The organism is Rahnella sp. BIGb0236, from assembly GCF_004364755.1.
GTDB classification, from domain to species: Bacteria; Pseudomonadota; Gammaproteobacteria; order Enterobacterales; family Enterobacteriaceae; genus Rahnella; species Rahnella victoriana.
In genome coordinates, this window is the sequence record NZ_SOAO01000008.1 from 1 (window position 1) to 22,533 (window position 22,533).

Sequence of the window (22,533 nt, forward strand, 5' to 3'; positions counted from 1 at the left end):
AGCAATACGCATAAAAAAATCCGGAAACGAAGAACGTTTCCGGATTTTTACACAGCCATAGGATCGTTCAAGTGATCCTTAACTGATCGGCATTAGCCCAAAGGACTGGTTTTTTACAACTGCGCAACAGCTTATGAGTTACGGCTTATCGCCTGAATAATTCAGGTTGCAGGAAGGCGGCGAAAATTACTTTTTGCCTTCGACCCACTTACCATCAACAAAGAACGCCGTCCAGCCAGTGGCTTTGCCGTCTTTTTCCGAAGACACGTATTGCTGTTTGGTCTTACGGCTGAAACGCACCATGGCTTTATTGCCTTCCGGATCGGTTACCGGCGCATCGGCCAGATAACTCAGTTTTTCCGGCAGGCGATCTTTGAAGCGCTTGAGTTCTTCCACCAGCGGCGCACGGGTTTCGCGCGATTTAGGGAACGTATTGGCCGCCAGGAAGACACCTGCCGCACCGTCACGCAGAACGAAATAGGCGTCTGATTTCTCACACGGCAGTTCTGGCAATGGAACCGGATCTTCTTTCGGCGGCGCAACATCACCGTTACGCAAAATCTTACGGGTGTTTTTGCACTCGTCGTTGGTACAGCCCATGTACTTACCGAAACGTCCCATTTTCAGGTGCATTTCAGAACCACATTTCTCGCACTCAACAATCGGGCCGTCATAGCCTTTGATGCGGAATTCACCCTGCTCGATTTCATAGCCATCACATTCCGGGTTGTTACCACAGACATGCAATTTGCGTTGGTTATCGATGAGGTAGCTGTCCATCGCCGTGCCGCATTTACCGCAACGACGTTTGGCACGCAGCGCGTTGGCTTCGGCTTCGTCACCTTCCAGAATGTTCAGCACTTCGGCGTCAGCAATCAGGTTGATGGTGGTTTTGCAGCGTTCTTTCGGCGGCAGGGCATAGCCTGAACAGCCGAGGAACACGCCGGTGCTGGCGGTACGGATCCCCATCGGGCGGCCACAGGTCGGGCACTCGATGCTGGTCAGTACCATCTGATTCGGGCGCATACCGCCTTCTTCAGGGTCTTTCTCAGCGGTTTCCAGTTGCTTGCTGAACTCGGTGAAGAATTCATCCAGCACGGCTTTCCATTCCGCCTTGTTGTTGGCGACCTGATCCAGACCGTCTTCCATGCGCGCGGTGAAATCGTAGTTCATCAGTTCGCGGAAATTATCTTCCAGACGATCCGTGACGATCTCACCCATTTTCTCGGCGTAGAAACGACGGTTTTCCACGTGAACATAGCCGCGATCCTGAATGGTCGAAATGATCGACGCATAGGTAGACGGACGGCCAATGCCACGTTTTTCCAGTTCTTTCACCAGTGACGCTTCGCTGAAACGCGCAGGGGGCTTGGTGAAGTGCTGGGTTGGCAGCAACTGTTGCAGTTCGAGATCGGTACCCACTTCAATCACCGGCAAGGTGCGGTCTTCGTCGCCCTTACGCAACGCAGGCATCACTTTGGTCCAGCCATCGAAACGCAGCGTACGGCCTTTGGCGCGCAGGGAATAATCGCCCGCTTTCACCGTCAGCGTGGTGGAGTCGTACTGGGCCGGTGTCATCTGACAGGCCACGAACTGACGCCAGATCAGCTGATACAAACGCTGCGCATCCGCTTCCATGTCTTTCAGTTGTTCGGACACCACCGCCACGTCAGAAGGACGGATCGCTTCGTGCGCTTCCTGTGAATTCTCTTTGTTGCTGTATTGCAGCGGGGCTTTCGGCAGGTATTTATCACCGAAATTCTCACCAATATAGCCACGCACCATTTCCACCGCATCCTGACTCAGGTTGGTGGAGTCAGTACGCATATAGGTGATGTGACCGGCTTCATACAGACGTTGCGCCATCATCATGGTTTTCTTCACACCGAAGCTCAGACGCGTACTGGCCGCCTGTTGCAAGGTGGACGTAATGAAAGGCGCGCCCGGCTTGCTGCTGGTCGGTTTATCTTCACGATCCACCACGGTGTAGCGCGCTTTCTCAAGCAGCGAAACGGCCGCGTGAGTTTGTTCTTTATTGACCGGCTTGAACGGTTTTTCGAGATGATGCGTGACTTCCATTTGCAGCGCGGTGTCTTTCTTCGCCAGCAAATCTGCATGCAATTCCCAGTATTCTTCCGGCACGAACGCTTTGATTTCTTTCTCGCGCTCTACCACCAGACGCACCGCCACGGACTGAACACGGCCAGCGGATAAACCACGGGCAATCTTCTTCCACAACAGCGGAGACACCATGTAACCCACCACGCGGTCCATGAAACGACGCGCCTGCTGAGCATTCACACGATCAATATTCAGTTCGCCGGGTTCTTTAAAGGCATTCTGAATCGCGTTCTTGGTAATTTCGTTAAATACCACGCGGCTGAAACGTTTTTCATCGCCGCCAATCACTTCCCGCAAATGCCAGGCAATCGCCTCTCCTTCGCGGTCAAGGTCGGTTGCGAGATAGATGTGGTCAGCTTTTTCCGCTAACGCTTTTAACTCAGCAACCACTTTTTCTTTACCCGGAAGTATTTCGTATTGCGCTTCCCAACCATGATACGGGTCGACGCCCATGCGATTTACCAGCGCGGTTTTCTCATCCTTTTTTACTTTTTTCTTTGTTTTTTCTTCGGTTGAGTTGGCGGTCTTTTTCGCAGCGGATCCACTGGTCGGTAAATCACGGATATGACCGACGCTGGACTTCACCACGTAGTCATTTCCTAAATATTTATTAATCGTTTTGGCTTTTGCCGGGGACTCAACTATTACGAGAGCTTTGCCCATAATTACCTTTACCTGAATGATTCTTCATAACCTGAAGAAGATTTTGTCTTGTTATGCCGCGGCACAATATCACGTCTTTTTTTATATTGCGGCAGTGAGTCAGAACGTCAACTTATTTCTTTCAAAGAAGGCGAGAACTGACTTCCAGAGGTTCAAAACACTGATTCTGCGAGGGATTAACCAGACAGGGCTCAGCAGAATGCGCCCGTTTTTATGTCAAATAATGACCAAGCGTAAACAAAACATTCCACCTGAAGCCACAAAATCCCACACTCTACCTGATAAAAATCGCCACGCAAACTAATTAACACCTAAACGCTCTTTTCGCCAACGTGCTCAGGGTTTTTAAAGAAACGCTCAATTTATGACCTGAACATTCCCCGATTACCCCCAGCCGATTTGCGGTTTTATCCACGTCAGGATTACAATAACGTCAGCAATTATAGTGGGGAGTAAATATCATGCACGAAAATACATCGGCAATTAGTCGCGAAGCTTTACTGATCGAAGCGAATAAGGTTATCCGTGAGCACGAAGATTACATGCACGGGATGCTGGCGACAGAGGTTGAGCAGAAAGGCAATGTGCTGGTTTTCCGCGGAGAGTTTTTCATGGATGACGACGGTTTACCGACCAGAAAAACCACTGCGGTATTTAATATGTTTAAACACCTGGCTCATCTTTTTTCAGAAAAATACCATCTCGAAGATTGAGATAAAAGAATCGCTAATAAAGGTGCACGCAACCGATAAACTTCAGTGATAGGTTAGCGTGATAAAAAAAGGGACGTATGTCCCTTTTTCTTTGCTTGTTATTTACCCTCACGCCGTCTGAAACGGCCTTACAACAGCGGTTTCTGGCTACGCTGCAACCAGCGCAGGAACAGGCGATCGGCGCTTTCTGCCGCACTGCCGGTAAAACGATCCATCATGCGTTTGCGACGGCTGTAACGCACCGCAATCACCTCGTGATTTTTCATCTCGGCGATCAGTAAATCATCACTGGTACCAATGGCATCAATCAGACCATTTTCACGCGCCTGGGTCCCGAACCAGTGTTCACCGGTGGCGACCGCATTAATATCGAGCGACGGACGATTCTGGTGCACGAACTCCTTGAACAGAACGTGGGTTTCATTCAGATCTTCGCGGAATTTCTCACGCCCTTCCTCGGTATTTTCCCCCAGCAGGGTCAGCGTGCGTTTGAACTCGCCCGCCGTGTGCAGCTCGATATCAATGTCATTGCGTTTCAGCAGACGGTTGAAGTTCGGGATCTGCGCCACGACGCCGATGGAACCGATGATGGCAAACGGCGCGGCGACAATGCGATCTGCCACACACGCCATCATGTAACCGCCGCTGGCAGCCACTTTATCCACTGCCACGGTCAGACGAATGCCAGCCTGACGCAGACGCACCAGTTGTGACGCCGCCAGACCATAACCGTGTACCACCCCGCCCGGACTTTCAAGGCGCAGCAGCACTTCATCTTCCGGCGTAGCCACCGCCAGTACCGCAGAGATTTCTTCCCGCAACGACGTGACTTCATGCGCGTCCATGCTGCCTTTAAAGTCGAGCACATACAGGCAAGGTTTAGTTGCCGAACCGCCGGTTTTGGCCTGCAGTTTTTTCTGTTTTGCTTCAGCTTTATTTTTTCGCTTCAGTTCCTTGCCGTGAATCTTCAGTTCAGCCGGGTTCATACGCGCGCTGCGCATTTCCCGCTGCATGTCGCGATACTGCTCACCCAAATCGATCAGTTGCAGCTCACCTTTGCTGTGAGCTTTACGATGGCGCAGGCCCACCACCAATACCACCAGCGCCCCGATGGCGATCACTACGGTCACGACTTTGGCCAGAAACAGCCCATAAAGAGAAAGTAAATCCACAAAACCGCCTTTTCACTGTGGTCAGAAAGATGCTGAACATTCTAGACAATCGCCACGGCGGCGTCTTGTTTGAATATGACATTGTCAACCGTACGTAAAACTGAGTGCGCCAGTGTTCCAATTTTGTTACAAAAGAGCTGTCCGTTTTTCGGTTAATCATTGAAACTCATGCGCATTTGAGGCATATAACCGGTGATCTAACCCGAAACGCCCAAAAATTTCGCCAAAATGCCGGATGTTGGTTGAGCCACTGTCTCCCGTTCCCGGCGTTTTGATTTTAAGAGCGCCCGATGTGATGACGGCCTTTTGCCGCCACATTGCTGAAAAAATATGAGGACAGACCGTGCATTATCATCCTAAATCCGACCTGCTGAATAACCGCATTATCCTGGTGACCGGCGCTGGCGATGGCATTGGCCGTGAAGCCGCCCTGACCTATGCCCGTTTCGGCGCGCAGGTGATTCTGCTGGGCCGCACGGAGAGCAAACTGGCCAGCGTGCAGCAGGAAATTGCCGCGCGTAACCTGCGTCCGGCGTTCATTTATGCTCTGGATTTACTGACGGCCAGTCAGCAGGATTGCCAGCGCGTTGCCGGTCAGATCGCGCAATGGGTGCCGCATCTCGACGGCGTATTGCATAACGCCGGTTTGCTGACGGACATCACGCCAATGGCTGAGATTAAGTTGCAGGACTGGATGAACGTCATGCAGGTTAACGTCAATGCGACCTTTATGCTGACCCAGGCATTACTGCCGATGATGCTGAAATCCGCCAGTGCGTCACTGGTGTTCACCACTTCCAGCGTAGGACGCGAAGGCCGCAGCGGCTGGGGCGCGTACGCCGTGTCGAAATTCGCCACCGAAGGCATGATGCAGGTGCTGGCCGAAGAACATAAACATACCGGTCTGCGCGTGAACTGTATTAATCCGGGCGGCACGCGCACCAGCATGCGTGCCTCGGCCTTCCCTGATGAAAATAAAGACAAACTCAAAACACCGGCTGACATTATGCCGCTGTATCTGTACCTGATGGGCGACGACAGCCGCCGTAAAACCGGGATCAGTTTTGATGCCCAGCCGGGCCGTAAAGCCGGACCGGCAGAATAATCACGGAGTCACTGATGACCGAAGATCGCCACAAGCAACGCCAGCAAAAACTGAAAGAACAGGTTGATGCACGTATTGATGCCGCCAAAGAACAGCGCGGCATTCTGATTGTGTTTACCGGCAACGGTAAGGGCAAAACCACGGCGGCCTTTGGTACCGTCACCCGCGTCGTCGGGCATGGCATGCGCGCCGCGGTGATCCAGTTTATTAAGGGTGAATGGCCGAACGGCGAGAAGAATCTGCTCGAACCGCACGGCGTGGAATTTCAGGTGATGGCGACCGGCTTTACCTGGGAAACGCAGAATAAAGAAACCGATACTGCGGCCTGTCGGGCGGTCTGGCAGCATGGAAAACGCATGCTGGCCGATGCCTCATTAGATCTGGTGGTACTCGATGAACTGACCTACATGGTCAGTTTTGGTTATCTGGATTTGCAGGACGTGGTGGATGCGCTGAATGCCCGTCCGGCGCATCAGACGGTGATCATTACCGGCCGTGGCTGCCATCGTGATCTGCTGGAAATGGCCGATACGGTCAGCGAACTGCGCCCGGTAAAACATGCCTTTGACGCCGGTATTATGGCGCAGCAGGGCATCGACTGGTAACGCCCGCCTTCATTTATCAAAGTTCTATCTGACACTCCGCCAGCGTCGCCATTTCATTGTGAATGGCGCAGGCGGCATCAATCAGCGGTAACGCCAGCACCGCACCGCTGCCCTCGCCCAGTCGCAGATTCAGATCAAAATAGGGTTGCAGCCCCAGCGCTTCCAGCGCCAGCGTCGCGCCCTGCTCTGCTGAAAGGTGCGAAGGGATCAGGTAGGGTTTCAGCGCGGGGGCGATCTGACAGGCCGCCAGCGCCGAGGCATAAGACAGAAAACCGTCCAGCACCAGCGGAATACCCGCCGCCGCTGCGCCGATCATCGCGCCCGCCATCGCCACCAGTTCGAAGCCGCCCACTTTCGCCATCACATCCAGCGCATCGGCCGGATCGGGCTTATTCACCGCGATGGCTTTTTCCACCACGCGGATTTTATGCGCCAGACGGTCTGGCGGAAGATTCGCCCCCAGCCCGACGGTTTTCGCAGGCTGAGCACCGGTCAGCACCGCCACCATTGCCGCCGCCGGTGTGGTGTTCGCCATACCCAGTTCGCCCACTGCCAGCAGAGACAAACCGCTTTCGGCTTTGGCAATCACCCTTTCCGCACTCCACACCAGCAAGGCTTGCGCCTGTTCGCGGGTCATCGCCGGGCCGGTGGCAATGTTACCCGTGCCCTGCGCGATTTTATGGCTGAGGGTACCGGGAATATCCGGGCCGATAATACCGCAGTCAATCAATGTCACCTGCGCCCCTGCCGCCCTTGCCAGTACCGAAACTCCGGCTTTGCCCTGCACAATATTCACGGCCTGAATGGCCGTGACGACCTGCGGAGAGGGCGTGACGCCCTCCTGCCAGACCCCGTGATCGGCGGCCATCACCAGCACTTCTTTGGCCGGAAAATGCAACGGCTGATCACCACGAATGGAGGCCAGCTGGATCGCCAGTTGTTCCAGACGGCCAAGGCTGCCTAAAGGTTTTACCAGACTGTCGAGCCGGGCCGCAGCCGTTTGTGCGGCCTGGGCATCGGGTTCAGCAATCTGACGGAGGATATTTTCCAGCGAAGCCATCGGTTGTCCTTACGGGTTTAAAAAGTTAAATACCGCTGTCGTTAAACCGCTGGATCACACAAGCGCCGTGACTCAGATCGATTTCACACAGGCAGCCCTGCTTAAACGGGAAACGCCACATGTCGGCAGGCGCCAGTTTAAGCATCATCGCCAGCAGCAGGCTGAGCGACCCCTGATGCGCGACGATTGCCAGCCTGCTTTCCTGCGGACGTAAATGCAGCTGCTGCAACGCCTGACGGATACGCTGGGTAAACGCCGTAAACGATTCGCCCTGCGGAACATCGGCTTTCTGCCAGTCCTGACACCATGCCTGATAACCTTCGGCCTGAGTGGCCTCCAGTTCTTTGTGATGGCGCATTTCCCAGTCGCCGAACGCCATCTCCTGCAACAGCGGCTGGGTTTCCATCGCCAGCTGGCGGCCTTGCGCAATGATGCTGGCGGTTTCGTGACTGCGGCGCATACCGGTGTGGATCAGCGCATCAAGCGGCGTTGACGCCAGCTGGCGGCCAACATGTTGTGCCTGACGCTGGCCTTCGGCGGTCAGCGCGATATCGCTGCTGCCACAAAATACCCCGTTGACGTTAGCCTGAGTTTGTCCGTGCCTTATCAGATACAGTTTCATGATGTTGTCCCTTATCTCAGTGCCATAACAGAAAGAACAGCATGGCCAGCTCGCTTAACTCGCAGGCCGCACCCAGTGTATCGCCGGTTTGTCCGCCGATGCGGGTAGCGACAAAACGCCGCAAGCCCAGCACACATAACAGCATGATCAGCAGCGCAGGCAGTGACGATATCCCGCCAATCGCCAGCGTCAGCGCCGCCATCAGCAGCAGGGTGAAACAGAAACGTCCCTCGCTGATTTTGCCGATAAACAAATTTCCCATGCCAGACTCACGGGCATAGGCCTGATGAAACATCATCACCGCCATCATGCCCCGTCCGACCACCGGCGTGATGATAAGAAACGCCAGCACCGGTAATCCTTCAATACTGATCTGGTAAATCAGCGTCGACCGCAGCACAACAGCCACGATCAATGCCAGCGCGCCGTTGGTGCCGATCCGGCTGTCGCGCATAATCTCGAGGATGCGTTCCCGGCTGCGCACTGAAAATAAGCCGTCACAACTGTCGGCCAGCCCGTCGAGATGCAGACCGCCGGTCAGCATAATGTGCGTGGCCACCACGGCAATCGCCGCCACCAGCACGCCGACATGGGGCATCAGAATCTGCCAGACCAGTGCGGTGAGTAAACCGATGACCAGCCCGACCAGCGGGAAACAGACAATACCGCGGGGATAATCTTTCAGTCCGATGCCGTCACACCAGCGTTCCTTCACCGGAATGCGGGTGAGAAACTGTAACGTCGCCAGAAACAGACGCCATGTCGTCATACCCATGCCCTTTCTGAGTCGTGTTATTCGGAGGTTTTCACCGGCACCGGGATCCCGGAGACGATCAGATAAACATCGTCTGCCGCCGCGGCCAGTTGCTGATTCACCCGACCGGCAATATCACGAAACCGCCGCGCCAGCAGGTTATCCGGCACAATCCCCATGCCCACTTCGTTGGTGACGATAATCACTTCTGATTCAGGATGTTGTGCCGCCGCCAGCAACTGCGCGGTTTGCGCAAAGATATGCTGTTCAATGGCGTCAAAATCCATCTCTTCCGGTTGGGATTCACCGGCTATATCAAACAACAGATTAGTCATCATCGTCGTGATGCATTCGATAATAATGGTCGGAAACTGTTCCTGATGCGCAAGCACCACTTCACCCAGATCACGCCAGCTTTCAAACGTATGCCAGTGAGCCGGACGTTGCTGCTGGTGATAACGGATGCGGTCCGCCATTTCGGCATCAGTCACCACGGACGTGGCGATATACAGCACGTCACCGCCACGGTTTTGTGCCACCTGTTCGGCAAAACGGCTCTTGCCGCTGCGGGCACCGCCGGTAATCAGCATCATAATCGGCTCCTTACTTTCTGTATGTTCATTTAACAGGGGTCAGTAATGACGTTATGCCCTGAAATTTGAGCAAAAAAAACCGCAGTCACTGACTGCGGCTTATGAGCATAGTGGGAAGTCCGTCGCTTGTCAGCGATTAACCCCGTTTTGCGGGTCCGGTGGTACGACGTGCCGGTGCAACCTGCGTATGGCGCTTAACAGCGCGACGGATCTGGTTGGCCTTCACGCGACGACGGTCACGCTCAACCGGCAGTTTGCTGACTGTTTCTTCGGTCATATCGACCAGCGTGCGCAGATAGTTGATATCCGGCAGATCCAGCTCTTTATAGCCGCCGCGAGGCAGACCTTTAGGCAGGTTCAGATCACCGTAACGGACGCGGATCAGACGGCTGACCTGCACGCCAACGGCTTCCCACAGACGACGAACTTCACGGTTACGCCCTTCTGTCAGGGTCACGTTGTACCACTGGTTCAGGCCTTCGCCGCCCTGGAATTTGATCGAGCGGAATGCCGCAGGACCGTCTTCCAGCTGCACGCCACGGCTCAGCTGTTTGATTTTTTCATCATCAACCTGACCGAAAACGCGCACGGCATATTCGCGCTCAACTTCACGGCTCGGGTGCATCAGGCGGTTAGCCAGTTCACCGTCGGTCGTGAATAACAGCAGGCCCGAGGTGTTGACGTCGAGACGACCGACGGCGATCCAGCGGGAACCGCGCATTTTTGGCAGACGGTCAAAGACGGTCGGACGGCCTTCCGGATCGCTGCGGGTACACAACTCGCCTTCCGGCTTGTAGTACGCCAGCACGCGGCAGACGGTGTCCTGCGACTCCATCACCGACAGGATGTGGCCGTCGAGACGGATTTTAGTGCCGCCGGTGACTTCCACACGATCGCCCAGTGTTGAGATTTTACCGTCAACACTGACGCGGCCAGCCTGAATCATCGCTTCGACTTCGCGACGTGAACCGTGACCGGCGCGCGCCAGGACTTTTTGCAGCTTTTCGCTTTGTCCTTCGGTGCTGTCCAGTGCGTTCTTCGGCTTCTGGTATTTCACTTCTTCTTCGTCACCGTTTTCATCAAACAGTGCTTCCGCTTTCGGTTTGGTGCCACGCGGTTTCAGCGGCGCACGTGGTTTTTCAGCGCGGGCATTTTCCGGACGACCCGGTTTGCCACTGCGCGGTTTTTCGATACGTGAATTTTCAATGTGTGAATCGCCGCGACCTGCATCAGAACGTGGTTTGTCTGAACGTGGCTTGTCGCTGCGTGGTTTGTCAGTACGTGGCTTTTCGCCGCGCTTTTCAGCCCGTGACAGTTCCGGACGGCCTTTTGCAGCGCCGGAATTTCTGCCGCTTTTTGGCTTGTCACCAGACGAACGTGCCGGTTTGGACTTGTCGCTGGAGTGCTTCTGGGAATTATACTTCTCGCTCATTGAGCAGCCTCATTTGTCGCCTTCACAGGCGTCGGGGGGAGCCGGCAGCACGACGTGATTGTCGTCTGCCCGCCAAAATTCAGTTATTACGTAGTAATACAACGACTTACAAAAAAGTCAGCCCGCCATTATACACAGTTATCTGCAATTTGTATCCTGCAAAGGCGATGACGGACTGATTATTTTTCAGGCAATGTTAACGGAACGGCGCCGGATCGCCCGCCCCTTCGCGCACCACTTCCGGCGTCGCTTCGGTCAGGTCAATCACCGTGGTCGGTTGCTGACCGAGTGATCCGCCGTCAATCACCAGATCCACCACTTTGCCCAGATGATCTTTGATGTCTTCCGGATCCGATTCCGCGAAATCATTGCCCGGCAGCATCAGCGTGGTCGACATCAGCGGTTCACCCAGCGTTTCCAGCAGCGCGACCGCAATCGGGTTAGACGGCACACGCAGGCCGATGGTTTTACGCTTCTCGCTCATCAGGCGACGCGGCACTTCTTTGGTCGCTTTGAGAATGAACGTGTAGTTACCCGGCGTATTGTTTTTGATCAGCCGGAACGCCGAGTTGTCCACGTAAGCGTAGGTAGACAGTTCTGACAGGTCGCGGCACATCAGCGTAAAGTTGTGGTTCCCGTCTAACTGACGGATACGGCAGATGCGCTCCATGGCGTTCTTTTCTTCCAGACGGCAACCCAGCGCGTAGCCTGAGTCGGTCGGATACACAATCACATTGCCCTTGCGCAGCAATTCGACGGCCTGATTAATCAGACGTGGCTGCGGGTTTTCAGGGTGAATATAAAAATATTGACTCATTGTTCCCTCTTAATTCTTCTTCTGCGGTCGGGCTTCAGACCGGTTCAATTTCAGGCTGTTTTCCGGCGACCGGCCAGTGTTGCCACACCGGTTCCACGCCTGCGGGCAGCCAAAGTTTGCGCCCCAGTTCGATCCACGAGCAGGGTTGATGAAAATCAGAACCCTGCGAGGCCAGCAAATGGTAATCACGGGCATACGCCGCCAGTTGTGCGCGCTCGTTCGGTGCCTGCTGGCACTGCGCGACTTCCATGGCATCCCCGCCCTGTTCAGCAAAGAAAGCCAGTAAGCGTTTCAGCCATTTTGTGGACAGGTCATAACGCCCCGGATGAGCGACAACCGCCTGTCCGCCAGACTGATGAATCGCATCAATCGCTTGTTCTATTGTACACCACTGTGGCGGAACGTAGCCGGTCTTGCCCTTGGCAAGGTACTTTTTGAACACCTGAGCGATGTTGTCGGCCGCGCCAAATTCCACCAGAAAACGGGCAAAATGCGCCCGCGTCACCGCGCCACCGTCGGCCAGACGCAGTGCGCCTTCCCATGCGCCTTCGATGCGCGCTTTTGCCAGGCGACGGCCCATTTCCTGTGCCCGCTGCTGGCGTAAATCTGCCTGCACTTTCAGTAATGCCACCATGGCCGGATGGGCCGGGTCGATGCCCAGCCCGACGATGTGGATTTCATGATTTTCCCACAGCGTGGAAATTTCGACGCCGTTCACCAGATGCAGCGGCAACTGTTGGTCCGCAATCGCCTGCGCCGCGCGCGCCAGCCCTTCCGTGCTGTCGTGATCGGTGATCGCCAGCACGCCGACACGCATGTCTACGGCCCGTGCCACCAGCGCTTCCGGCGTTAAATAGCCGTCAGATGCCGTGGTGTGGCTGTGAAGATCGTAGAGAGTGAAGGCGGTGCTGGAAGTCTGGTCGTCTGCTGAAGGCGAAGTGTTTGTTGGCAAAGTCATCGTCACGTGGGGAATTAACCTGTTTCTGAATGCAGTCCCCATCATAACGCGTCAGGGAGGCACGCGTCAGGAATGATTTCACCCGGCCGCTACGCACTGTTACGGTGCGATAACACTTTCTGCACAATGCAGCCGCACTAAAGGTGGGATTTGCAGGAAAAAGAGGGTTGACATTACATCCATGAACTAGTTTACTAGTACGCAAGTTCACGGGACAGTTCAGAAATGAACAACGTGACAAACCGATTCAGAAAGCTTACGTTTTAAAGACGTTAGCTTCATAAACAAACAAGAGTGTCTGATGATGAAAACTTACATGATGGCGGTTCTCAGCTGGTGGCGTACTTCCCCTTGGCGGGCGGAGTAATCACGCATAGCTGTCATCAGACGCTGCAAGATTCCCGAAGCCCGCATAACGCGGGCTTTTTTGTGGCCGTCTCTTTGTCATCCGTTTAATACAAACGTTGAGAAAATTTCAGGAAGCACAATGACTATTCAGAAACCACGTTTAGAATTGCTGACCGCAGAAGGATGTTATCGCGGCGACCCGACGGCCATTTTCCACCAGTTGTGCGGCGCCCGTCCGGCGACCCTGTTGCTGGAATCCTCTGAAGTCACCAGCAAAGAAAACCTGAAGAGCCTGTTGATTGTCGACAGCGCCCTGCGCATCACCGCGCTGGGTTCCCGGGTGTCGGTTCAGGCACTGACGCCAAACGGCGCCTCTTTACTGCCACTGATTGATGCCGCGTTACCGGCTGAAATTCGCAATGATGTGCGTCCGAATGGCCGTGAACTGAGCTTCCCGGCCATCGACCAGATGCAGGACGAAGACGCGCGTCTGCGCTCCCGCTCCGTTTTTGATGCGCTGCGCAGCATCCTGACCTGCGTTGAAACCCCTGCCGATGAGCGCGAAGCGATGTTCCTCGGCGGTCTGTTTGCTTACGATCTGGTCGCCGGTTTTGAAGATTTGCCGGCATTAGATTCTGACCAGCGTTGCCCGGATTTCTGCTTCTATCTGGCAGAAACCCTGCTGGTACTCGACCACCAGAACCGCACCTGCCGTTTGCAGGCCAGCCTGTTTACGCCTTCCGCTGAAGAGAAACAGCGCCTGCACGAGCGTCTGGAACAACTGCAACATCAGTTACAACTGCCGCCACACGCCATTCCGCACCAGAGCGTGCCGGAGATGCAACTGAGCGTGAACCAGAGCGATGAAGTATTTGGTGCGGTGGTGGAGAAAATGAAAGTGGCGATCCGCGCCGGTGAAATTTTCCAGGTGGTGCCGTCACGCCGTTTCTCACTGCCATGCCCTGCGCCGCTGGCCGCGTATGAAACGCTGAAAAACAACAACCCAAGCCCGTATATGTTCTTTATGCAGGATAACGATTTCACCCTGTTCGGCGCATCACCGGAAAGCGCACTGAAATATGACGCGACCAATCGCCAGATTGAAATCTATCCGATTGCCGGTACCCGTCCGCGCGGCCGCCGTGCTGACGGCTCGCTGGATTTGGATCTCGACAGCCGTATCGAACTGGAAATGCGTACCGACCATAAAGAGCTGGCCGAGCACCTGATGCTGGTGGATTTAGCGCGTAACGATCTGGCGCGTATCTGCGAGCCGGGTAGCCGTTACGTCGCCGACCTGACCAAAGTTGACCGTTACTCTTTCGTGATGCATCTGGTGTCCCGCGTGGTCGGCACGCTGCGTCATGACCTCGACGTGCTGCATGCCTATCAGGCGGTGATGAACATGGGCACGCTGACCGGCGCACCGAAAGTGCGCGCCATGCAGCTGATTTCCGCCTCCGAGCAAACCCGTCGCGGCAGCTACGGCGGCGCAGTGGGTTACTTCACCGCTCACGGTGATTTAGATACCTGCATCGTGATCCGTTCGGCGTATGTCGAAGACGGCATTGCCACCGTGCAGGCAGGCGGCGGCGTGGTGCTGGACTCCGTGCCGCAAGCCGAAGCCGACGAAACCCGTAACAAAGCCCGTGCCGTGCTGCGTGCCATCGCCACCGCCCACAATGCGAAAGAGGTATTTTAAGATGGCCGATATCTTACTTATCGATAACGTCGATTCCTTTACTTACAACCTTGTTGATCAGCTGCGTTCCAGCGGCCACAACGTGGTGATTTACCGCAATCAGATCCCGGCTGACGTGATTATCGAAAAACTCAGCCAGCTGGAAAAACCGGTGCTGGTGCTTTCGCCGGGACCCGGTACGCCGTCCGAAGCCGGTTGCATGCCGGAACTGCTGAAACGTCTGCGCGGTCAGTTACCGATTATCGGTATCTGTCTCGGCCATCAGGCGATTGTGGAAACGTATGGCGGTTTCGTCGGCCAGGCCGGTGAAATCCTGCACGGTAAAGCCTCATCTGTTAACCATGACAACGAAGCGATGTTTGCCGGTATGAACAATCCGCTGCCGGTGGCGCGTTATCACTCGCTGGTGGGCAGCCAGATCCCTGACGGGCTGACCGTTAACGCCCGTTTCGGTGACATGGTCATGGCAGTGCGTCACGAAGAAGATCGCGTCTGCGGTTTCCAGTTCCATCCGGAATCCATTTTAACTTCACAGGGCGCCCGTCTGCTTGAGCAGACACTGGCCTGGGCTTTGGCGTAAGGAGAACTGTCATGCAAACGCAAACTATTCCCGGCATTCTCGAAAATCTGTTCCGCGCTCAGACGATGACACAGGAAGAAAGCCAGCAGTTATTTACCGCCATCGTGAATGGCGAACTGGAACCGGCGCAACTGGCCGGTGCATTAATCAGCATGAAAGTGCGTGGCGAGCAACCGGCTGAAATCGCCGGAGCGGCCAAAGCGTTACTGGCACACGCCGAGCCGTTCCCGCGTCCTGATTATCCGTTCGCGGACATTGTCGGCACCGGCGGCGACGGCACCAACAGCATCAACATTTCTACCGCCAGCGCCTTCGTGGCGGCGGCCTGTGGCGCACGGGTGGCAAAACACGGCAACCGCAGCGTGTCCAGCCGTTCGGGTTCATCGGATTTACTCGCCGCGTTTGGCATCCGTCTGGATATGCCTGCGGAACAATCCCGTGCGGCGCTCGATGATCTGGGCGTGTGTTTCCTGTTCGCCCCGCAATACCACACCGGTTTTCGTCATGCGATGCCGGTACGTAAATCCCTGAAAACCCGCACGCTGTTTAACGTGCTGGGTCCGCTGATTAATCCGGCACGTCCGCCGCTGGCGCTGATTGGCGTATACAGCCCGGAACTGGTGCAGCCGATTGCCGAAACATTGCGTGCGCTGGGTTATGAGCGTGCGGCAGTGGTTCACGGTGGCGGAATGGATGAAGTGGCAATCCACGCAGCCACGCTGGTGGCCGAGCTGAAAGACGGCAAAATTACCACGTATGAACTGACCCCGCAGGACTTCGGTCTGGATAATTATCCGATTGAATCCTTGCTGGGCGGCGAGCCGGAAGAAAACCGTGACATTCTGGCACGCTTATTACAAGGTAAAGGAGATCCGGCCCATGAAGCCGCGGTAGCCGTCAATGTGGCGATGTTACTGCGTCTGTTCGGTCAGGAAGACGTAAAGCAAAACGCACAACAGGCTTTGGCCGTCATGCGCAGCGGTGAACCTTACCAGCGCGTGCTGGCATTGGCAGCAAGAGGATAAGTGATGCAGCAGGAAACCGTGCTCCACAAAATTGTTCGCGATAAGGAAGTTTGGGTCGCGGCACGCAAAGAACAACAACCGCTGGCCAGCTTTCAGAACGAAATAACTCAGAGCCAGCGTAGTTTCTACCATGCCCTGCAAGGGGCCAGAACTGCCTTCATTCTGGAGTGCAAACAAGCGTCTCCGTCGAAAGGCAAGATCCGCGAGAACTTCGATCCGGTAGAAATCGCCAGCGTTTATAAAGACTACGCTTCCGCTATTTCGGTATTAACCGATGAGAAATATTTCCAAGGCAGTTTTGATTTCCTGCCGCTGGTGAGCAAAACCGTCACGCAGCCGGTGCTGTGCAAAGATTTTATTATCGACCCGTATCAGATCCATCTGGCCCGTTTTTATCAGGCCGATGCGATTTTACTGATGCTTTCCGTACTCGATGATGATCAGTACGTTCAGCTGGCCGCCGTCGCTCACAGCCTGAATATGGGCGTGCTGACCGAAGCCAGTAATGAAGAAGAACTGGATCGCGCCGTGAAGCTGAAAGCGAAAGTGGTCGGTATCAATAACCGCGATCTGCGCGATTTGTCCATCGACCTGAACCGCACCCGCGAGCTGGCACCGCGTGTGCCGCATGGTGTCACAGTCATCAGCGAGTCGGGCATTAACACCTACGGACAAATCCGCGAACTCAGCCGCTTCGCCAATGGTTTCCTGATTGGCAGCGCACTGATGTCAGAACAAGACCTCAGCAGCGCCGTCCGGCGCGTGTTGCTGGGTGATAATAAAGTGTGCGGCCTGACCCGCCCGCAGGATGCCAAAGCCGCGCACGACGCAGGGGCTATTTATGGCGGACTGATTTTCGTCGACACCTCGCCGCGCTTTGTGACCCACACGCTGGCGAAAGAAGTACAAAACGGCGCACCGCTGAAGTATGTCGGCGTGTTCCGGGATGAAGACCTGAATACCGTGGCAGAAACAGCGAAAGCATTAGCCCTGACTGCCGTGCAGCTTCACGGCGATGAAAATCAGGCGTACATCGACGCGTTACGCAGCGCATTACCGCAGTCCGTTCAGATCTGGAAAGCGCTGAGTGTGAAAGACACGATGCCGGCACGCGATCTGAATCATGTCGACCGCTATGTGCTCGACAACGGTAAAGGTGGCACCGGTTATCGTTTCGACTGGAGCAAGCTGGCCGGGCAGGATCTGAGCAACGTACTGCTGGCTGGCGGACTGAGCGCCGACAATTGTGTCGAAGCTGCACAGCTCGGTTGTGCAGGGCTGGATTTCAACTCCGGTGTTGAAAGTGAGCCGGGCATCAAAGATGCCGAAAAAATTACCGCCGTATTCCAGACATTGCGGGCGTATTAAGCCGCACGCAATGACGCAAAAATTGACAGACAGGACGGAATAACATGACTTTACTTAATCCCTACTTCGGCGAATTTGGCGGCCAGTATGTACCGCAAATTCTGATGCCTGCGCTGGCCCAGCTGGAAGAAGCTTTTGTCAGCGCGCAGCGCGACCCGGAGTTTCAGGCTGAATTCATTGATCTGCTGAAAAACTATGCTGGTCGCCCGACAGCACTGACGCTGTGCAAAAATCTGACCGCCGGAACCAAAACCAGGCTGTACCTCAAGCGTGAAGATTTGCTGCACGGCGGCGCGCACAAAACGAACCAGGTGTTGGGTCAGGCGTTACTGGCTAAACGCATGGGCAAAACTGAAATTATCGCCGAGACCGGTGCCGGTCAGCACGGCGTGGCCTCAGCACTGGCCTGTGCCCTGCTCGGCCTGAAATGCCGTATTTATATGGGCGCGAAAGACATTGAGCGTCAGTCGCCAAACGTGTTCCGTATGCGTCTGATGGGGGCGGAAGTGATCCCGGTACACAGCGGTTCTTCCACGCTGAAAGATGCCTGTAATGAGGCGCTGCGCGACTGGTCCGGCAGCTACGAAAAATCCCACTACATGCTGGGGACGGCGGCGGGTCCGCACCCTTATCCGACCATTGTGCGTGAATTCCAGCGCATGATCGGTGAGGAAACCAAAGCACAAATGCAGGAACGCGAAGGCTGTCTGCCGGATGCGGTGATCGCCTGCGTGGGCGGCGGTTCCAACGCCATCGGCATGTTTGCTGATTTCATTGACGAGACCAGCGTGAAGCTGATCGGTGTCGAACCTGCCGGTCTCGGCATTGAAACCGGACAGCACGGCGCGCCGCTGAAACACGGTCACGTCGGTATTTATTTCGGTATGAAAGCGCCGATGATGCAAACCTCCGAAGGCCAGATTGAGGAATCCTACTCTATCTCTGCCGGTCTGGATTTCCCGTCGGTTGGCCCGCAGCACGCCTTCCTCAACAGCACCGGCCGCGCGGAATACGTGTCGATTACCGATGATGAAGCCCTGGAAGCCTTTAAAGAACTGTCCCGTCACGAAGGGATCATTCCTGCGCTGGAATCGTCACATGCGCTGGCTTACGCGCTGAAACTGATCAAGGAAACCCCGGAGAAAGAACAAATTCTGGTGGTGAACCTGTCCGGCCGCGGCGACAAAGATATTTTCACCGTACATGACATCCTGACTGCCCGGGGAGAAATTTAATGGAACGTTATCAGCAATTATTCAAGCGTCTGGAAAGCAAAAAAGAAGGCGCATTTGTTCCTTTCGTTACGCTGGGCGATCCGGGCGTTGAGCTGTCACTGTCCATTATCGACACGCTGATTGAAGCCGGTGCCGATGCGCTGGAACTGGGCATTCCGTTCTCTGATCCGCTGGCGGATGGCCCGACAATCCAGAACGCCAACCTGCGCGCTTTCGCCGCCGGTGTGACGCCGACGCAGTGTTTCAACATGCTGGCGCGCATCCGCGAAAAGCATCCTGATATTCCGATTGGTCTGCTGATGTACGCCAATCTGGTCTTCCACAACGGCATCGAAACCTTCTATCAGCGTTGCGCCGAAGTGGGTGTGGATTCCGTGCTGGTTGCCGACGTGCCATTTGAAGAATCCGCGCCGTTCCGTGCTGCCGCATTGCGCCACGGTATCGCGCCAATCTTCATCTGCCCGCCGAATGCATCCGATGATTTGCTGCGTGAGATTTCCTCTCATGGCCGGGGTTATACCTATCTGCTTTCCCGCGCAGGCGTAACGGGGACGGAAAAACGTGCGCTGACTCCGCTGAATCATCTGGTTGATAAGCTTCGTGAATATAACGCAGCACCGCCATTGCAGGGCTTTGGGATTTCCGAACCTTCACAGGTGAAGGAAACCCTGGCTGCCGGTGCGGCGGGCGCGATTTCCGGCTCGGCGACCGTGCGTATTATCGAAAACAATCAACATCAGCCTTCAGAAATGCTGGCACAGCTTTCCCGTTTCGTCAGTGAAATGAAAGCCGCCACCCGCGCATAACCTCCCCTGAACAGAACGTTCGTGGCTGAACCCGCTAACGTTCTGTTTCTTTTTAAATTCTTACGCTTTTTTACTTCGATTTATTTGTATTAACGCCATCAATAAACCAAACTCAAACTACTCATCAGGCCTATGATAATACGGCCATTGCGGCTATCGCCTGTCTGAGTGTCTGCAGGTCGTTTCTTTTGGTTTTATAACAAAGCATGGAGAGTTATTTATGAAGCTATTCAAAACATTGTCCGCATTCTGCATGGCAGCTGTTGTGGTCATGGCCGTTGCAGCCTGTGCGCCTACTAAAAAATCAGAAGGAACCGGTGGCTACATTGATGACACCGTGGTCACCACCAAAGTGAAATCCGCGCTGCTGGCAGATAAGACCATCAAGTCCACGGAAATCAGCGTCGAGACCTTTAAAGGCCGTGTTCAGCTGAGTGGTTTTGTCACCTCGACAGCAGATGCAAACCGTGCGGTAGAAGTGACGCGCGGCGTGGCCGGGGTTCGTTCGATTGAGAATGACATGCGGGTGAAGTAGCCTGAAACAGAACGGGTGACACAGCGAAGAGGCGCAGAAGCGCCTCTTTTTTTATGCGCGGGCTGAAGACTCAGAAACGATAGCCGACGCCAAACATAAAGACCCAGGGATCGATCCGGGTGTTGATGTTTTGCTGCTCACCACCGGCTTTGAATTTCACCTCGGTATCAATATCCATCCACCAGACAGACATGTTGATTAACCAGTTGTCGTCCAGGTTGTAATCGAGACCGGCCTGGGTGGCCACACCCCAGGAATCTTTGACGCTTAAATCAGACAGCCCGGCATCGCGCCCGGTCTGGTTGAAATCCGTGTCGAAGAACGTGGTGTAGTTGATGCCCACACCGAGGTACGGACGCAATTTGTCCTGCCTGTCACCGAAGTAATACTGCGCCATCAGGGACGGAGGTAACTGTTTCACTTCCGCAATGGTGCCGGTGCTTTTCAGTCCGACTTTATGCTGGAACGGCGTGGCGGCCAGTAACTCCATCCCGATATTGTCGGTAAACATGTACCCCAGCGTTAACCCCATCTGAGTATTATTATTGATATTAAACGATCCCAGCCCCAGCACGTTGTCTGACCCTTCGGTTGGACGAACGGTCGCTGTCCCTACACGAAAAATCACATCCCCTGCCTGATGTGCACTCGCGACTGCCGGAAATGCCGCTGCTGCGACTAATGCCCAATATGCTGCTTTCATTATCCCTTTCCTTTGTGTGGATTATTTATCAACCGCGCGAATGATACCTACTCTTTGGTATGGTTTGATCAATGCCGGATCACATCTTTAAAACAAAAAGTCAGAAAATGCATCTTCCGCAAAGCGATCTAAATCTATAAAAACAAAGGAATTGATCTGCATCAAAAATGAGGAGATTTTGTTGTTTTGTTAACAGGTGATATTTCAGTTGCTAAAAAAAATGACGCTGCGTACTTTGCTTGTTCACTGTTGGTTTTGGTTTGGTGCCGTAAGGAGTCGGCGGCTTCCCAAGATGAGCGAAATTAACAATCCCTGTATGACCTGTGGCGCGTGCTGCGCCTATTTCCGCGTTTCATTTTATTGGGCTGAATCTGAAGAGGCCGGCGGCGTGGTTCCGCAAGCTTTGACCGAGCAGGTCACTCCTTTTATGAGTTGTATGCAGGGGACGAACAGTAAACGCCCGCGCTGCATCGCCCTGAAAGGTGAAGTGGGACAGTCGGTTTCCTGCTCCGTTTACCTTAACCGCCCGTCACCGTGCCGGGAGTTCAATCAGTCTGGATTGAATGGCGTCGCCAATTCCGCCTGTGACCGCGCGCGTGCACAATATGGTCTGCCGCCGCTGGAGATGGATGCCACACCGTCAGATCTGTGGCATGTCACCTGCGTATAAGCAGAGATTCATCAGGCAGATTGACAGGAAGTCAGCGCAAAACTATCGGCGGGGGGCATTTAAAGGGTACAATCGCCGCCTTATTGATTTTTGCTTTTTGCCAAGGAGCGTCCATGTCTATCACGGCCAGTACATTGTACCGTGACAGTTATAATTTTATGCGTAATCAGTTGGGTAGCGTTTTCGCGCTGTCCGTTCTGGCCGCATTAATTACCGTCATTTTGAGCTGGATATTGAGTCCTTCCGCAGAGCAGGTCGACGCTATCGGGCAACTGATGAGCAATATCACGGGGATGAGCGTCGGCGATATGATGGGGTATCTTGAACAGCAGATCACGCCTGAGCAGCAAAGCGCGATTTTCCGTTACAGCCTGGCGGCGCTGTTTTCCACACTGGCCGGGAATGTCATTCTGGTCGGGGGCGTACTAACGCTGGTTCAGCTGGTGTCTCAGGGCGTTCGGGCCAGTGTTGTTCAGGTCATGACCGCGTCGCTGCCGGTGCTGCCGCGTCTGATCATCCTGCTGTTTATTTGCAGCATTATGTTCCGCTTCGGTCTTGCGCTGTTGCTGGTGCCTGCTTTCCTGGTGGCCATCGCCTGGGCGATGTCGCCGGTGATTGCCTGTAAAGAGAATGTCGGCGTCTTTCGCGCGCTGGGCATGAGTACCCGGTTATCCTTCAGTAATGTGCGTCTGGTTGCGCCGGCGGTGATGCTGTGGATCGTGGCTCAGGTGGTTCTGATGCTGTTTGTTGGCGTACTGAGCGCGTTAAATCCGATGCTCGGTGCGGTGATCCTCGGCGCATTAAGCAACATGATCAGCGCCTTTATGCTGATTTATATGTTCCGTCTTTACATGAAATTACAAGCATAATATAGACATACGTTTTTCAGGGGCGCTCCGGCGCCCTTTTCTTTTGTCCGCGATTTGAATCCGGTATAGTCATCCCA

Annotated in this window: 20 protein-coding genes, 1 pseudogene and 1 other annotated feature; of the genes and pseudogenes, 11 read left to right on the forward strand and 10 right to left on the reverse strand. The window is 54.6% G+C overall.

All coding sequences use genetic code 11. The features are described 5' to 3' along the window. Nucleotides 1-186 precede the first annotated feature (186 nt). Entirely contained in the window at nucleotides 187-2,784 is a 2,598-nt protein-coding gene (gene topA, locus EDF78_RS16295; RefSeq protein ID WP_131693327.1) for a type I DNA topoisomerase, read from the reverse strand. Between the two features lie 461 nt (nucleotides 2,785-3,245). On the opposite strand from topA, the gene EDF78_RS16300 reads away from it, so the two are divergent. Continuing rightward, nucleotides 3,246-3,497, forward strand: a complete 252-nt coding sequence (locus EDF78_RS16300) for a YciN family protein (RefSeq protein ID WP_095921671.1) — start codon at nucleotides 3,246-3,248, stop codon at nucleotides 3,495-3,497. Nucleotides 3,498-3,625: 128 nt separating this feature from the next. Here EDF78_RS16300 and sohB read toward each other — a convergent pair whose 3' ends face one another. Continuing rightward, complete coding sequence (gene sohB / locus EDF78_RS16305) at nucleotides 3,626-4,669, reverse strand: protease SohB (RefSeq protein WP_119827339.1); 1,044 nt, start codon at nucleotides 4,667-4,669, stop codon at nucleotides 3,626-3,628. 343 nt (nucleotides 4,670-5,012) lie between these two features. On the opposite strand from sohB, the gene EDF78_RS16310 reads away from it, so the two are divergent. Together EDF78_RS16310 and cobO are read left to right on the forward strand one after the other, a co-directional pair. After that, nucleotides 5,013-5,774, forward strand: a complete 762-nt coding sequence (locus tag EDF78_RS16310) for a YciK family oxidoreductase (RefSeq protein WP_095921669.1) — start codon at nucleotides 5,013-5,015, stop codon at nucleotides 5,772-5,774. A gap of 14 nt (nucleotides 5,775-5,788) precedes the next feature. Then, on the forward strand, nucleotides 5,789-6,379 hold the full coding sequence (cobO, locus tag EDF78_RS16315; RefSeq protein ID WP_133823497.1) for a cob(I)yrinic acid a,c-diamide adenosyltransferase: 591 nt from the start codon (nucleotides 5,789-5,791) through the stop codon (nucleotides 6,377-6,379). A 16-nt stretch (nucleotides 6,380-6,395) separates the two neighbouring features. Here cobO and cobT read toward each other — a convergent pair whose 3' ends face one another. The 7 genes from cobT to EDF78_RS16350 form a co-directional block, all read right to left on the reverse strand. Next, entirely contained in the window at nucleotides 6,396-7,439 is a 1,044-nt protein-coding gene (cobT, locus tag EDF78_RS16320; protein ID WP_133823498.1) for a nicotinate-nucleotide--dimethylbenzimidazole phosphoribosyltransferase, read from the reverse strand. 25 nt (nucleotides 7,440-7,464) lie between these two features. Then, nucleotides 7,465-8,061, reverse strand: a complete 597-nt coding sequence (gene cobC / locus EDF78_RS16325) for an alpha-ribazole phosphatase (protein WP_119827348.1) — start codon at nucleotides 8,059-8,061, stop codon at nucleotides 7,465-7,467. 16 nt (nucleotides 8,062-8,077) lie between these two features. Then, on the reverse strand, nucleotides 8,078-8,830 hold the full coding sequence (gene cobS / locus EDF78_RS16330; RefSeq protein WP_133823499.1) for an adenosylcobinamide-GDP ribazoletransferase: 753 nt from the start codon (nucleotides 8,828-8,830) through the stop codon (nucleotides 8,078-8,080). A gap of 23 nt (nucleotides 8,831-8,853) precedes the next feature. Beyond that, a complete protein-coding gene (gene cobU / locus EDF78_RS16335; protein ID WP_095921665.1) occupies nucleotides 8,854-9,408 on the reverse strand; it encodes a bifunctional adenosylcobinamide kinase/adenosylcobinamide-phosphate guanylyltransferase in 555 nt (184 codons plus the stop codon). A 136-nt stretch (nucleotides 9,409-9,544) separates the two neighbouring features. After that, on the reverse strand, nucleotides 9,545-10,465 hold the full coding sequence (rluB, locus tag EDF78_RS16340) for a 23S rRNA pseudouridine(2605) synthase RluB (RefSeq protein ID WP_232770494.1): 921 nt from the start codon (nucleotides 10,463-10,465) through the stop codon (nucleotides 9,545-9,547). A gap of 571 nt (nucleotides 10,466-11,036) precedes the next feature. After that, nucleotides 11,037-11,657 carry an L-threonylcarbamoyladenylate synthase gene (locus EDF78_RS16345; RefSeq protein WP_095921663.1) on the reverse strand — a complete coding sequence of 207 codons (621 nt, stop codon included), beginning with the start codon at nucleotides 11,655-11,657 and terminating at the stop codon, nucleotides 11,037-11,039. A gap of 34 nt (nucleotides 11,658-11,691) precedes the next feature. Continuing rightward, nucleotides 11,692-12,615 carry a PHP domain-containing protein gene (locus EDF78_RS16350; protein ID WP_133823555.1) on the reverse strand — a complete coding sequence of 308 codons (924 nt, stop codon included), beginning with the start codon at nucleotides 12,613-12,615 and terminating at the stop codon, nucleotides 11,692-11,694. A gap of 328 nt (nucleotides 12,616-12,943) precedes the next feature. Further along, nucleotides 12,944-13,046: a sequence feature (Trp leader region), on the forward strand. Nucleotides 13,047-13,102: 56 nt separating this feature from the next. Here EDF78_RS16350 and EDF78_RS16355 point away from each other — a divergent pair. The 6 genes and pseudogenes from EDF78_RS16355 to EDF78_RS16385 all read left to right on the forward strand — a co-directional run bounded on the left by EDF78_RS16355 (nucleotide 13,103) and on the right by EDF78_RS16385 (nucleotide 20,214). Continuing rightward, nucleotides 13,103-14,665 (forward strand): anthranilate synthase component 1, encoded by a 1,563-nt coding sequence (locus tag EDF78_RS16355; protein ID WP_133823501.1) that lies wholly within the window; start codon nucleotides 13,103-13,105, stop codon nucleotides 14,663-14,665. Nucleotide 14,666: 1 nt separating this feature from the next. Further along, a pseudogene (trpD, locus tag EDF78_RS25830) lies at nucleotides 14,667-16,270 on the forward strand (bifunctional anthranilate synthase glutamate amidotransferase component TrpG/anthranilate phosphoribosyltransferase TrpD). 3 nt (nucleotides 16,271-16,273) lie between these two features. Then, nucleotides 16,274-17,638: a bifunctional indole-3-glycerol-phosphate synthase TrpC/phosphoribosylanthranilate isomerase TrpF gene (gene trpCF, locus EDF78_RS16370; protein ID WP_133823504.1), complete on the forward strand. Its 1,365-nt coding sequence runs from the start codon at nucleotides 16,274-16,276 to the stop codon at nucleotides 17,636-17,638. Between the two features lie 44 nt (nucleotides 17,639-17,682). Beyond that, nucleotides 17,683-18,873: a tryptophan synthase subunit beta gene (gene trpB / locus EDF78_RS16375; protein ID WP_095921657.1), complete on the forward strand. Its 1,191-nt coding sequence runs from the start codon at nucleotides 17,683-17,685 to the stop codon at nucleotides 18,871-18,873. Continuing rightward, complete coding sequence (gene trpA, locus EDF78_RS16380) at nucleotides 18,873-19,679, forward strand: tryptophan synthase subunit alpha (RefSeq protein WP_095921656.1); 807 nt, start codon at nucleotides 18,873-18,875, stop codon at nucleotides 19,677-19,679. The genes trpB and trpA overlap by 1 nt, the downstream gene beginning before the upstream one ends. A 220-nt stretch (nucleotides 19,680-19,899) precedes the next feature. Next, the gene (locus EDF78_RS16385) at nucleotides 19,900-20,214 is read left to right on the forward strand and encodes a BON domain-containing protein (RefSeq protein ID WP_095921655.1); all 315 of its coding nucleotides are present in this window, start codon (nucleotides 19,900-19,902) and stop codon (nucleotides 20,212-20,214) included. A gap of 70 nt (nucleotides 20,215-20,284) precedes the next feature. Here EDF78_RS16385 and ompW read toward each other — a convergent pair whose 3' ends face one another. Continuing rightward, entirely contained in the window at nucleotides 20,285-20,917 is a 633-nt protein-coding gene (ompW, locus tag EDF78_RS16390) for an outer membrane protein OmpW (protein ID WP_095921654.1), read from the reverse strand. Between the two features lie 292 nt (nucleotides 20,918-21,209). On the opposite strand from ompW, the gene EDF78_RS16395 reads away from it, so the two are divergent. After that, entirely contained in the window at nucleotides 21,210-21,587 is a 378-nt protein-coding gene (locus EDF78_RS16395) for a YkgJ family cysteine cluster protein (RefSeq protein WP_095921653.1), read from the forward strand. Between the two features lie 113 nt (nucleotides 21,588-21,700). Beyond that, entirely contained in the window at nucleotides 21,701-22,456 is a 756-nt protein-coding gene (locus EDF78_RS16400; protein WP_095921652.1) for a YciC family protein, read from the forward strand. Nucleotides 22,457-22,533: the final 77 nt, after the last annotated feature.